Source organism: Pusillimonas sp. (genome assembly GCF_035515275.1).
Classification (GTDB): Bacteria; Pseudomonadota; Gammaproteobacteria; order Burkholderiales; family Burkholderiaceae_B; genus Pusillimonas.
Window position 1 is genome coordinate 1 of the sequence record NZ_DATJBQ010000159.1, and the last position, 11693, is coordinate 11693.

The following is an 11693-nucleotide window of genomic DNA, read 5'->3' on the forward strand; positions in this document are numbered from 1 at the left end:
GGCCAGCAAGTTCAGCTTGCCGCCGCCCTGCTGCCAGCTATTGCCGCCGTACAGCGCGGCGGTAAAGCTGGAAACATCGGACCTGGAACTGCGCTCGTTCACCTTGACCCGGCCGTCGGTGTAGCCCAACGAGCCGCCCACCCGCCAGCCGCCGCCCACCCCGGTGTCGCCCCCCACAAAAAGCCCTGCTGTGTCGCTTGTAACCTTGGCCGCATTGCCGTCGTCGTTCAGCGTGCTCCAGTTACCCACTACCTGCGCCCACAAGGGATGCCCCGCCGAGGGGGGCATGGCGCCGGCCGGTACCGCAGCGCCTGCCTGAGCTACAGGCGCACCGGGCAACATGCCCGCACCCAGATTGGCGCGCATGCGCTGGATCAGTGTGCGCGAGACCAGGCTGCTGTTTTGCAGCAGCGCCGCTTGCGTGCTGCCGTGCAGCTCGCCCGAAAGCTGGTTGAGCGCGTCTTTGCGCTCGCCCGGCTGCATGAAGACGACTGTGTCGGCCACCGGATTCTGCCCGGCCACGGACACAGCCATGTCCATGGCGGCGTTCTGGTTGAAGGTGTATCCGGTGCGATCGTCGGCCGCCCGATCCAGCGACAAGCGGATTCGTACATGGTTAGACCCGTACTTGACCGGGTCGAGCGTGACCAAGGTACCGTCAAAACTACCATCCAGAATCTCGCCGGCGAAACGGTTGTCGGGCACGGCGCTGATGCCGTCGGGCTTCTCTGTGGTGAGGATGGTGTAGTCGTGATTAAGCCGGTAACCGCCATTTCCGTTCTCTTGCGAAACGATCAGGGTGGTGTTCTTCAGATCGGCGTTGCCGTTGGCGATGGTGATCAGGTCGGATTGCCTGGCGGCATTGACCTCGGCCACATAAAACCCCGAGAACGCACCCAATGACCCATAGGCGTGCCTGCCTATGGAGTTACCGGGGCTAAGAATGCTATTCGTACCCGAAGCGGACCCGCCCACATTCAAATTACCGGTCAGTGCTGAATTAATCACCGTGACGTTGCCGCCGACGTTGGCGGGGTCGTTAATACCGCCACCGCCGATGAACAGGCTTTCTGATAGATATATAGAACCAATGTTGGCGCCGCTGTTGAACGCAAACAAAGACTGATCGCCATACATGGCCCCAGTAATCGTTGCATTGCCCTCGAAAATGAACGCACCGCGCCTGCTGTTTGCGTCGCCTTGAATCTGGACGTCGTTCGCGAAATTAATGATTGAAGGAAAATCGCCTGGCAGCGCTGATGTAGCCACGAGATTACCGTTTACAAGAGTTGGGGCGCCGGTAAACATAAATAGCGACCCTGACGCTGCCAGGACACCGCCGTTGATGGAAGATACGTCATGAAACGAAACCGGAAAGGCGTTGGAAGCCATGACGCCGCCTGGCAGATGACCGGTCAGCGTATCGCCGCCGTTAGCCTGGGTCGTTGCAGTGTCGACCATAATGCCGAACCAGGCCGAAGAGTCGTCGGACACAACCACGGTCTTGCAGCTACCCGGCACACACGGGCCCGCCAGCGTATTGCCGGCATCATAGTTCTCGATATTGCCCGTTGCGATCGTACCCTCCAACAGCTTGAGGGTGATCTCGCCGTTCTCGCCCCCCGCCCTGCGATCGACCCGCATGAGCGTGCCGTTGTTGGACTGCAGGTTGGTTCCCCGTACCTCAAGTGTTTGCTCGAACGAATCACGCAAGAAGGTCACGTCATCGTCATAGGCAAACACCGAATGTATGGACTTACCGGCAGACACGATCTGAGCCTTGTTCACCTCAATGTCGGCGTCATTGAGCAGCATCAAAGCTGAACCATCGACATCCTGAACCACAACGAGCCCCCCATTCATTTCAATGAGGCTGTCACCGTTGAATGCGACCAGGCCATTAGCCGCGACCCCATCAACCACGACTTGGGCATTATTGAGGCGAACGACAGACGGCGTGTAATAGTGGTATTGAGGATTAGCGAAAGTATCGGTAAAGGCCATGACCCCGTTGGCGCCTTCGCCGCTGGTGCTGACTATCGTATCGTTTAACGTGATCAGCCCGCCGTTTGCAGCTCTCGCACCTGCCGCCTCATCACCTTGGGTAAATATGGCGCCGCCCGAAAATGTCAGCCTGCTGCCGCTGTTCCACTGACCCGCCTCGTAGCTTGAGCCGTAGGCCGTAACCCCATGCGAGGCCTCGCCGAATGTCAGCACGTAGGCGTTACCTGCTTCGATAATGGAACCCGTGCTGTGCTGGTTTCCTTGAATGCCGTCGTTTTGCGATCGCAAGCCTTCGGCGTTATCGCCCGTTGTCACGACAATGGCGCCGTCTATCGTTGCGTGGCCTTTAGTCTTGGCCAGCACGCCATGGTACTGTGCGGAAAAGAGCAATGAATGAACGGCAGTTGTATCGTCTTGCGTAAGCGTGCCGTGTATTCGCGCATGTTGGTCGACAGACAACTTGGACTTGGCCGCATCAGAGATTGCCTCTTCCGTCGGCTTGGGGAATCCAGACCCAGGCAGCGGCTGCGAAGTTACCGTAAGCCGTCCCCCGTGCATCGCGCGACCGGCTGCGGCACCTTCGCCTTCGGCTATTACGATGACATTACCGGCAATGATATGGCCGGCCGACCCTGGCCCGGATTCGCTATGACCAGTGATTGAGTCTCCGGCCGCCAAGCCGGTTGCATTCTTGCCTGTGGTACCAATGATCGTGCCGTTCAGTGTTGCCGTTCCCGGTTGGTCCAATACATAGACACCGCTAATTGCGCGAACCCCGGCTGCGTTCTCGCCTTCAGTATGAACGCCCCCACCAATCAGCTGGATCGCTCCTGCTGTATCGGCTTCTACACCGAAACCTGATTCGCCCTTGGTGCTGACGTTAACCTCGTGGGCGACAACCCCGGCCCCCTGTTTGCTTTGTATGCCGACGCCGCCGCTGCCGGTAGTGGCGACCGATGAGCCATTGATCAGGTACAGCTCGGCGAGTGCACCAAAAGCCTGCACTGCGTGCCCATTCGGCTCAGAAGTAATGACATCAACATCGTTCAACCGCACCCGAACCTGTTGGGTGTCGCTCCAGGAGAGCACCCCGTTTTGTATCACTGAGGGAGGCTCAATGACGAGGTTGGCAAGCTCGTTATCGAGCCCGGAAGTAAAGGAATGTGCCCACTGAGCCGGCACCGGCTCTGCCTGCGCAGGCCCCCCAAACACCGCAACCAGCGCCGCGCCCAGGGTCGTGACACGAAGCACCCCGACCTGCTGTCTCCATTCACTCATTATTCGCTCCTCGGACCCGCAAGTTTTCCGTAACGAGTCTTTGACTCCCGCCGTTATGCAATTGGATAAAACAGCATAATTTGGTTACATGACCAATAAACGAATGTCATGTACAGCAGCAGCCGATAAAAAGCTTCTCGTAAAAAAGCCGGCTGACGGCCGGCTTTGACATGCAAGACTAAATTACTTACCGCCCGGCTGCCTTGGCGGTAATACCGCCCGCCATGCCGATGTTTTCTTTGGGGAAGTCAGACACGCGAGCGCGGATCTCGTCAGGAGAAACACCGGTGGTTTCGTGCGCGACCTGGCTGAGCCCCGCAATAAGCTTGGCTTTGGCTTCTTCGGTACGGCCTTCGATCATGTCGATGTCGAACAGCACGGCGGGCACATCGAAGCTGCCGGCGCACAGGTAATTACCTTGCGGCAGCTCGTTAAGCAAAATACGCACCGAGGGCAACGAGGTGGCCAGCGCCTGAATGACAGTGTCGCTGGTGCGCTGCATTAACTGTTGTTTTTGTTGGGCGTTTAACGGCTGGGTAACAGTGATGTTTACAAATGGCATGCGGTAATACCTTGAAGAGGAATAGTCGGTAAAAGAGCGGTTGGCCTCAAGCCCCTTGCAGACGACGGGTCCAGTCTTCGACGGTCATGGACGAAAGGCGTTTGGCGGCCAGGTCGCGCAAGCGCGGCGAAAGTTCGGCCAGCTCGGCCAAGCCGGCCAGTTCTTCGGCCTCGAGGCGCTCATGATACAGGGCGCGAATGACACGTGCTACTGTCCAGAGCGGTTGCGGCCGGGTGATGCGGCGAAGGGGGTCGTCGGGCTGGACCCAACCGGGCTGAATGACACGGTAGTACCAGCCCGTGCGCCCGGATGCCTGGACGCGCTGGGCCATATCCGGCAGGTTGAAACGTTCGTTCAGTTTCCAGCAGGGCTGGCGTGGTTGTGAAACCTGAATGACGGCGTCGCCCAGTTCGAAGATGTCGCCGATGGCGACGTTTTCTTCGGTAAGGCCCAAGGTGGAGAGGTTTTCGCCGAAACCGCCTTCGTCGAGGTTTTGAACAGGCAGATCGGCCAGTTCTTGTTGCCAGACTGGGTAGTGGTCGACCGCATAGTGATGAACGGCTTTTTCAACCCCGCCATGATGGGTGGTGTCGCCCTGCTGGTCTTTGCGGAACCGGTGTTCTTCAAGGTACTGGGTACTGGAGACCGGACGCTTGTCGATAGCAGTGGGCTCACCGCGAGGACCGGGTACAGCAGTGCCTACCCGCAGCGACAATAGAGACCATTGGGGATTCATAATTTATGCTTTTTGTAAGTGAATCGTACGAAGACAGCAACAATAATAAAATATAAACAAAAAAAAGCTAGACGCTGTTAACCCTAGGCTGTGACAAATACGCCGCTTTACCCGTGGGCCGGTTTACCGCAAAATGGCGGCTTTTGCCTGGCGGACACCCATGAACTGGTCTGAGCAATTAGTTGAAAGCGGCCTGTGGCTTGCCCAAGCCTACGTCATCACCCTGGTCGTCTTCACAATGGCTGCCTGGGTATTGGCCCGATTCACCGTGTGGGGTCGGCAGTTCTGGCGGCTTTCGGGTGGGTACTTTTCACCCAAGCGCAGCTGGCGCCCGCTACTGACGGTGGCATTGATACTGTTTTTGACTTTGTGCGGGGTACGCCTGCAGGTGTTGTTTTCAAACTGGTACAACACCATGTACACCGCCTTGCAAGACCTTAACGCAGCCGGGTTCTGGTTCGCCATGTACCTGTTTGCCACGCTGGCGACCATTCATGTGGTGCGCTCGCTGGTCGACTTCTACATACAACAGGCCTTTACGATACGCTGGCGCGAATGGCTGAACGAAAAAATGCTGTCGGCCTGGCTGCAAAAGCAGTCGTATTACCGAACTCAGCATCTGGACCAGCCCCTAGAGAACCCCGACCAACGTATACAGCAAGACGTCACCATCTTTGCCCAGGCATCGCTGACCCTATCGATGGGCGTCGTCGATGCCATTGTGTCGACCCTGGCCTTTACAGCCATTTTGTGGTCGCTTTCGGGGCCAATCGCCCTCTTGGGCGTGGAAATTCCACGTGGCATGGTCTTCTTGGTGTTCGCCTATGTGCTGATTGCCACAGTATTTGCCATCCGCATCGGACGGCCGCTCATTTCACTGAATTTCCTGAACGAGCGCTTCAACGCCGATTACCGATACGCGCTGGTGCGGTTACGCGAATACGCCGAAAGCATTGCTTTTTATGCAGGCGAAAAAGTAGAAGGCCTGCAGTTGCGAGGACGCTTCAACCATGTCATCAACAACGCCTGGGCCATTGTGTATCGCTCGCTCAAGTTTCTGGGCTTCAACTTTACGGTTAGCCAAGCTGCCGTGGTGTTTCCCCTCATCATTCAGGCGCAACGGTTTTTTTCACAGCAGATCAGTCTGGGCGACCTGATGCAGACCACGCAGGCCTTTGGACGCCTGCAAGACAACCTGTCGTTCTTTCGCAATGCCTATGATGAATTTGCCTCGTACCGAGCCACGCTGGAGCGCCTGATCGGCTTTTCAGATGCCATGGAAGCCGCGGCTCACTTGCCGGCTCCTGACCTGCGCGAAAACGTCAAAGCCCTGGTGATCGAAGACCTGACGGTACGCCGCCCTGACGGCAAGGTCTTGATCAATGGGCTTAACTTACGCGCCCAAGCCGGTGACTCTCTGCTGATACGCGGCCCTTCGGGTGCGGGCAAAACAACCTTGTTGCGCGCTGTGGCCGGGCTTTGGCCATACAGTGAAGGCATCATTGCCCGACCCGGCGACAGCGTTTTGTTCCTGTCTCAGAAACCGTATATTCCCCTGGGCAGCTTGCGTAGCGCCCTGTATTACCCTCAAGAAGCGCCCATTGACCTTGCAGGCCAAGAGGCGCAGCGTGTGCTGGCAGCGGTTCAGCTTGCCCACCTGGTCGATCGACTGGACGAAGTGGGAGACTGGACACGCATTTTGTCGTTGGGGGAGCAGCAGCGGCTGGCTTTCGGTCGCCTGGTTTTGGCCCGCCCCGCCCTGGCTTTTCTGGACGAGGCCACATCGGCCATGGACGAAGGCCTGGAGGACGCCATGTACCGCCTGGCCAAGGCCGAGTTGCCGGAAACCATATTGATCAGTGTGGGGCACCGGGGCACTTTATTGGCCCACCACAGCCGCACGCTAAACCTTTCGGGCGACGGCGGCTGGGAAGTTTTGGTACGCTAAGGCACCTGCATCCAGGTAGCCGTGCACATTCATGGCGCCAATCAACCCCTACTTGAAAGAACCTTGCCTACTCATGATCTACACGTCTTTGAAGCACCTGCACGTTACCGCCGCTGTCCTCAGCATTGTGTTCTTTGTTATTCGTTCGTACTGGTCAGTTAAGGGTTCGGCCCTGCTGCACACAAAATTTGCCCGCATTGCGCCCCATATTATCGACACCCTATTGCTGCTTGCCGGCATTTACCTGGCCAGCGTCGTGGGCTGGCACCAGCCTTGGATAGCAGCAAAGATTGTGGGTCTGGTCCTGTACATAGGCGTGGGCACGTTTGCCATCAAGCGGGGTAAAACGCCGGGTGCGCGGGCCGTTGCAGCGGTTGTGGCAATTGCCGTCTTCTTGTACATAGTCGGCGTGGCGCTGACCAAGCAGCCGATGTCCTGGCTGGCCTGATCACCCCGCCCGCCGAAACGTCAGGTTATAGCGCTGCGCGCCAAGCTCGCCATGGTGGGCGGGCTTGAGCGGCAAGATGCCATGAAACCGCATGCGGTCTTCGCCGCCCCAGACCACGACGTCGCCATGAAACAAGGGCACCCGCCGGGGTTTATCGGTGCGCTTGCAGCCCCCAAACAGAAATACCGCGGGTATGCCCAGCGAAACCGACACAATGGGTTCGATCAGGCTTTTTTCGTTTCGGTCCTGGTGCAAGCCCATGCCCGAGCCGGGCAAGTAGCGGTTCATCAGGCAGGCATCGGGCTCGAAATGGCCCAGTCCGGCCTGCTGCGCCGCTTCGGCGGCCAGTTGCCGAAACGCCTGCGGCATGGCCGGCCAAGGCCTTCCAGTGGCGGGGTCCATGGCTGAATACCGATAGCCACGGCGGTCGCTGACCCACCCCAGTTCACCGCAATTGGTCAAGGCCACCGACATCGTGTGGCCTCTGGACGTGACCATGTGCCGAAAAGGTGCCGCGGCCTCGATGGCTTTCATGGCCTGGGCAATTTCATGCGCAAAAGGCAAGGCAAAGCGACGCAACACGCAAGCATGCCTGCCAAGCGTTTCCGTGCCTTCAACGGTGCTGGTGTCGAACAAGTCGAAGTTCATGCCTGCCCTCAGCAAACCCAAGGGGGATTAAATTTCCCCCCAGACCTCTTGCGCAGTTTCAATAACCAGGCGCAGCTTATTGCGCTGGTCTTCTACGGCAATATTGTTGCCGTGCACGGTGCTTGAAAACCCGCACTGCGGCGACAGCGCCAGTTGCTCCAGCGGCACGTACTTGGCCGCTTCGTCGATGCGGCGTTTCAGGTCGTCTTTTGATTCCATGGTGCCGAACTTGGTGGTTACCAGCCCCAGCACCACCAACTTGCCTTTGGGCAAAAAACGCAAGGGGCGGAAGTCGCCACTGCGTTCGTCATCGTACTCAAGAAAATAGGTGTCGACGTGCATTTCAGACAGCAATGCCTCGGCCACCGGCTCGTAGTTACCAGACGCCGCGTGCGTACTTTTGAAGTTGCCCCGACAAAGGTGGATGCCCAGTGTCATGCCTTCGGGCCGCTGTGCCACGACACGATTGATAAAACTTGCATAGCGATGCGGCAACTCGTTGGGGTCGTCGCCCCGGTTGCGGGCGGCCTCGCGCATGTTCTCGTCGCACAGATAAGCCAGGTTGGTATCGTCCATCTGTACATATGTGCATCCTGCGTCGGCCAAAGAGCGCAACTCGTCACCGTATGCATTGGCCACATCCTGGTAAAAATCAGGATCCAGTTCAGGGTAATGCTGTTTGCTGATGCCACCGCGCCCACCCCGAAAATGCAGCATGGTGGGCGAGGGAATACACACCTTGGGCGTATGCCCGGCGGATACCTGCGACTTCAAATACTGAAAATCGGCCTTTTGAATATCTTTGACATGACGCACCTTGTCAACCACTCGTATGGTGGGTGGTGCCAGCTCCATCGTGCCGTCGGGCTTTTCGAATGCAAACGGCTCGTCGCTTTGCACACCGCCAATCTGCTTGAGAAAATCCACGTGGAAAAACGTGCGGCGAAACTCGCCGTCGGTAATGGTCTTTAGCCCAACGTCTTCCTGAAACTTGACGATCTCGGAAATGGCCTTATCTTCGACCTCGCGCAGTTGCTCGGCGCTGATCTCTTTATTGGCAAATTGCGCGCGGGCATCCAGCAGATACTTCGGACGCAAGAAACTACCGACGTGGTCGGCACGAAAAACTTGGGGGGTAGTTTGAGTCATGGTTGGTATCCGAAAAATAGGTTGGAAAGTGGCCGCTCCAAGCGGCGAAACACGCCGGCACAGCGCAACCACTGCGTATTACTGGACAAACTACTGCAGTCGAACAACCCAAACCATTCTAATGTAGAAGCCCGGCCCAAGCGCGCTTGCGCGGGCCAGGAAATATATGCTATAGTTTCGCTTCTTTGATCCCCGATAGCTCAGTCGGTAGAGCGACGGACTGTTAATCCGCAGGTCACAGGTTCGAGCCCTGTTCGGGGAGCCAAGTATTTCAAGGGCTTACGTGAAAACGTAGGCCCTTTCTCTTTATGCGTTTTAGACGGAATATTAGACGCTGCCCAATATCCAGTACTTTTAGGCCCGCCACCGAGCGGGCTTTTTTGCGCTTGAATAACTGTACATAAACGCAGCACAAGCATCATGATCGACCTGAGCAACAACGGCATTCTTGGCTCGGTAGATGGGCCCTACATTGCAGCCGCCACCGCGAAGTTACCGCACGCTGCAACAGCCCCGGATACCATCCACGAAATTGAGATAGACGCCGGGCGCATCCGGCCATTTGCGCGCCGGCAGCAAGCCAGGCACCATAAACACTCTCACTGGTATTGGTCGGCGTTCCGCGCAGAGCCTGCCGAGTGAGCTAACATCGCCGAATGAGCGGAGGCGATCATGTGCGGACGAATCAGGCAGGCCCGGGATCCAGCGGATTACATGGAAACGCTACGCTCGAACGTGAGCGGCATTCTGGACGTCGAGCCGGGCCTGAAGTACAACGTGCCGCCCGGCACCAGGCCGATGGTGTTTCACCGGTTGGGTGACGGCGGCGACCATGTCGATCGTTTGTTCTGGGGATATAAGCCGCCCTGGTATAAGCGGGGGCCGGCAAGTAATGCGCGCCTCGATACTGTGCTAAAAGGATCACCGTTCTGGAAGCCACTGCTTACGCGGCGAATCCTCGTGCTGGCTGATGGCTGGTACGAATGGACGGGGGAGAAAGGCGGCAAGCAGCCGTGGTACATCAACCCGAAAGATGGCGGGCCGATCTTGATGGCAGGACTGACGGCTTGGCAGCCAGGTCGGGAAGTGCTGGCCGAGACAGGCTTTGCGATTGTGACGGACGATGCTGCAGGTGGAATGATCGACATTCATGACCGGCGACCAATTTGCTTAATGCCAGACAATGCTAGGGCGTGGATTGATCCGGAACTGCCGGTTGAGGAAGCGTCAGAGTTGTTGTCAACGCCGCGGCCCGAATCGGCTTTCCAATGGTGGCCGGTTACGCGGAAGATGGGGAATAGTCGATATCAATTACCTGATGCAAGTGTGCCAATCCAATTGCCATATGGCTAAAATGGGGGTACTTCGGACGTCAATGCCAATGGAGCAGCTATGGTTACTAAGACTATACCGTCGGACCACGAGCGCGATACTCCAAGCCTAGGAAAGGAGCTTCTACGAACCTTTCCTTACTTGAACGCGACCATTTCCGAGGCCGATCTGTTTGCCAAGCATGTTGAACTTGAGGCCACCGAAGCCGACGTTGTTGAAGCGATTCAGTGGTGCAGGGATCAGCAGCTCGTCGAGTCAGCTGACGAACGCGGACGCATAAGACTGACGTCGCAAGGACGCAAGGTCTGGCGCGAAGCCAACGGAGGTACTTAAGCCACCCGCCACCGAGCCTGCCGAGTGAGCAAGCCTTGGACGTGCTGTCGCACAAAACCTACGCCGTCTATCCTATTCCTTCCGGCCCGCGCTACGCGTAAGGTCTGACATAAAGCCCAACGGAGGGGGAATGGGGAATCAAAAGGCCACTATTTGCGCGTCCTGCGCCGAACTTGCTGCTTTACCTGGACAAGTCAGCCCGCACAAATACATGCTGGTTGAAGGTCAGCGAACGAGCAACGTCGACAGCAGCTGTGAGACCACTTATCGGTGCTTAGAGTGCGATACGGTTTGGATCAGGCACACCGACAAATGGCGATGCCAGGGCGGATTCCAATTGATGCCCAACGTAAGCTAATGGCTACGCCGACCGCACACCCGCGCCTACGTCTCCGCCTCGGTCTCGATCCAGCGCAGTGGCCTTGTCGTGAAGCGTCACGACCATCTGGTGTGTAAAGCGGAAATCCCACAAGAGGAAAATCGAAGGTCGTGACGGCACGATAAGCGCATCAAAAGCAGCCGGAGCCGGCACATGCGCTTCCTCATATTTTTCAACAGGGCTTACCCTCTTATCGACGTTATGCTTCGCGTGTTGGAAATATGGCTGCACATATCGGAACGATGACTGCAGCCGATCCCTTGGGCCCTCGCAAGCCAACCCTGCTATTCTGGGCCGGTTAGCTCCCGCACCGATGCCCTACGCAAAAACGCAATCGAGCTAAAGGTTTTCTTCGGGAAGTTGCCGTCAGAATCAATAACGCCAGCAGCCGTGCAAACCTATTTGGAGGAAGACCAGCGTGCCGGGCGAGATACCAGGGCGAACCGTGAGCGCGCGTGCTTGTCGTCCTGTCTGTCATGGCTGATACGCACCGGGCAAACAACCTTGCCGGTGAACCCGTGCATGCGGGCCAGCGGCGTGAGGCGAAACACCGAAGGCGCGCGGGATCGCTACGTCACTGATGCGGAATACCAAGCCGTTTATGATGCCGCCCAGAAGCCAGTGCGCCTGATGATGGAGCTGACGTATCGGACTTTGCAGCGCCCGGAGAGCGACATTATCGGTTGGACGCCTGCGAATGTGCGCGCCAAAGGCCAGGGCAAAGTGTTGCGGATTGAACAGAACAAAACCGATAGGATTTTAGAGATCCAGCTCGATGGCGAGTTGCTGCTCCTGGTTGTCGGCAAGTGTGAAATGCTGTCGCACGATGTCGCCCCATGACGGCTAAGTATTTGAAATAATGGAAGTTCTGATTTA

Annotated in this window: 11 protein-coding genes and 1 tRNA gene; 7 read left to right on the forward strand and 5 right to left on the reverse strand. The window is 57.3% G+C overall.

All coding sequences use genetic code 11. The annotated features are described in order from the left end of the window. The 3 genes from VL003_RS11740 to VL003_RS11750 all read right to left on the reverse strand — a co-directional run. Nucleotides 1-3282 (reverse strand): autotransporter outer membrane beta-barrel domain-containing protein (locus VL003_RS11740; RefSeq protein ID WP_325442693.1); only part of this gene is annotated, 3282 nt, incomplete at its 3' end. 187 nt (nucleotides 3283-3469) lie between these two features. Continuing rightward, nucleotides 3470-3844 carry a tautomerase family protein gene (locus tag VL003_RS11745; protein ID WP_325442695.1) on the reverse strand — a complete coding sequence of 125 codons (375 nt, stop codon included), beginning with the start codon at nucleotides 3842-3844 and terminating at the stop codon, nucleotides 3470-3472. A 46-nt stretch (nucleotides 3845-3890) separates the two neighbouring features. Continuing rightward, a complete protein-coding gene (locus tag VL003_RS11750) occupies nucleotides 3891-4580 on the reverse strand; it encodes an MOSC domain-containing protein (RefSeq protein ID WP_325442697.1) in 690 nt (229 codons plus the stop codon). 160 nt (nucleotides 4581-4740) lie between these two features. On the opposite strand from VL003_RS11750, the gene VL003_RS11755 reads away from it, so the two are divergent. Together VL003_RS11755 and VL003_RS11760 are read left to right on the forward strand one after the other, a co-directional pair. Continuing rightward, nucleotides 4741-6528: an ABC transporter ATP-binding protein/permease gene (locus VL003_RS11755; RefSeq protein WP_325442699.1), complete on the forward strand. Its 1788-nt coding sequence runs from the start codon at nucleotides 4741-4743 to the stop codon at nucleotides 6526-6528. A 73-nt stretch (nucleotides 6529-6601) separates the two neighbouring features. Next, nucleotides 6602-6976 carry a SirB2 family protein gene (locus tag VL003_RS11760; RefSeq protein ID WP_325442701.1) on the forward strand — a complete coding sequence of 125 codons (375 nt, stop codon included), beginning with the start codon at nucleotides 6602-6604 and terminating at the stop codon, nucleotides 6974-6976. Here the strand turns inward: VL003_RS11760 and alkB are convergent, their stop codons facing one another. Further along, nucleotides 6977-7624 carry a DNA oxidative demethylase AlkB gene (gene alkB, locus VL003_RS11765; protein ID WP_325442703.1) on the reverse strand — a complete coding sequence of 216 codons (648 nt, stop codon included), beginning with the start codon at nucleotides 7622-7624 and terminating at the stop codon, nucleotides 6977-6979. A 27-nt stretch (nucleotides 7625-7651) separates the two neighbouring features. Further along, nucleotides 7652-8773: a 5-methyltetrahydropteroyltriglutamate--homocysteine S-methyltransferase gene (locus VL003_RS11770; RefSeq protein ID WP_325442705.1), complete on the reverse strand. Its 1122-nt coding sequence runs from the start codon at nucleotides 8771-8773 to the stop codon at nucleotides 7652-7654. Nucleotides 8774-8962: 189 nt separating this feature from the next. On the opposite strand from VL003_RS11770, the gene VL003_RS11775 reads away from it, so the two are divergent. The 5 genes from VL003_RS11775 to VL003_RS11795 all read left to right on the forward strand — a co-directional run bounded on the left by VL003_RS11775 (nucleotide 8963) and on the right by VL003_RS11795 (nucleotide 11657). Next, nucleotides 8963-9038 (forward strand) — tRNA-Asn (locus tag VL003_RS11775). A 155-nt stretch (nucleotides 9039-9193) separates the two neighbouring features. Beyond that, on the forward strand, nucleotides 9194-9415 hold the full coding sequence (locus tag VL003_RS11780; protein WP_325442707.1) for a hypothetical protein: 222 nt from the start codon (nucleotides 9194-9196) through the stop codon (nucleotides 9413-9415). 30 nt (nucleotides 9416-9445) lie between these two features. After that, nucleotides 9446-10126, forward strand: a complete 681-nt coding sequence (locus VL003_RS11785; RefSeq protein WP_325442709.1) for an SOS response-associated peptidase — start codon at nucleotides 9446-9448, stop codon at nucleotides 10124-10126. A 39-nt stretch (nucleotides 10127-10165) separates the two neighbouring features. Next, complete coding sequence (locus VL003_RS11790; protein ID WP_325442711.1) at nucleotides 10166-10438, forward strand: hypothetical protein; 273 nt, start codon at nucleotides 10166-10168, stop codon at nucleotides 10436-10438. Nucleotides 10439-11207: 769 nt separating this feature from the next. Then, a complete protein-coding gene (locus VL003_RS11795; RefSeq protein ID WP_325442713.1) occupies nucleotides 11208-11657 on the forward strand; it encodes a hypothetical protein in 450 nt (149 codons plus the stop codon). The last annotated feature ends 36 nt before the right edge of the window (nucleotides 11658-11693 follow it).

Bases quoted from the DNA above. Each gene is read 5' to 3' on its own strand.
- VL003_RS11760 (WP_325442701.1), top strand. From the start codon at position 6,602: ATGATCTACACGTCTTTGAAGCACCTGCACGTTACCGCCGCTGTCCTC.
- VL003_RS11780 (WP_325442707.1), top strand. From the start codon at position 9,194: ATGATCGACCTGAGCAACAACGGCATTCTTGGCTCGGTAGATGGGCCC.
- VL003_RS11750 (WP_325442697.1), bottom strand. From the start codon at position 4,580: ATGAATCCCCAATGGTCTCTATTGTCGCTGCGGGTAGGCACTGCTGTA.
- VL003_RS11745 (WP_325442695.1), bottom strand. From the start codon at position 3,844: ATGCCATTTGTAAACATCACTGTTACCCAGCCGTTAAACGCCCAACAA.
- VL003_RS11785 (WP_325442709.1), top strand. From the start codon at position 9,446: ATGTGCGGACGAATCAGGCAGGCCCGGGATCCAGCGGATTACATGGAA.
- VL003_RS11790 (WP_325442711.1), top strand. From the start codon at position 10,166: ATGGTTACTAAGACTATACCGTCGGACCACGAGCGCGATACTCCAAGC.
- alkB (WP_325442703.1), bottom strand. From the start codon at position 7,624: ATGAACTTCGACTTGTTCGACACCAGCACCGTTGAAGGCACGGAAACG.
- VL003_RS11770 (WP_325442705.1), bottom strand. From the start codon at position 8,773: ATGACTCAAACTACCCCCCAAGTTTTTCGTGCCGACCACGTCGGTAGT.
- VL003_RS11755 (WP_325442699.1), top strand. From the start codon at position 4,741: ATGAACTGGTCTGAGCAATTAGTTGAAAGCGGCCTGTGGCTTGCCCAA.